The organism is Xanthovirga aplysinae (assembly GCF_009711365.1).
GTDB classification, from domain to species: Bacteria; Bacteroidota; Bacteroidia; order Cytophagales; family Cyclobacteriaceae; genus Xanthovirga; species Xanthovirga aplysinae.
Map to the genome: position 1 here is coordinate 1 of NZ_SMMB01000113.1, position 368 is coordinate 368.

General features: G+C 35.9%; 1 protein-coding gene. It reads left to right on the forward strand.

The features are described from left to right. Positions 1-368: beta/alpha barrel domain-containing protein (locus E1171_RS23120; RefSeq protein ID WP_484628011.1), on the forward strand; the 368-nt coding region annotated here is incomplete at both ends.

Consider the following 368-nt stretch of genomic DNA (forward strand, 5'->3'; position numbering starts at 1 on the left):
ACTGGGCTTCAATATTGATGCAAAACAACCGACTCATATTTCCGCAGAGCGTTTTAAAGAAATTACTGATTGGGTGTCGGGTGTAAAACTAGTGGGTGAGTTCACTAAAAGCAACCCAACTGAAATATTTGAGCAGATTAAAAGCTTTGAGTTGGATTTCCTTCAAATTGATAATGAAAAAGATTTATCAGCTTTTAAAGAGAGCCTACTACCTATTATATTCCGAATAGATGTTGGAGGCTTTAGCGATATCATTCCTTTGAGGGAATTAATGAAAAGGACAGCTCACCAAGTGGAATTCTTTCTTCTAGAAAATGAAGAAGAGGATATTTCCATGGAGTATGAGAAGGATATCTTAAAATTGGCTT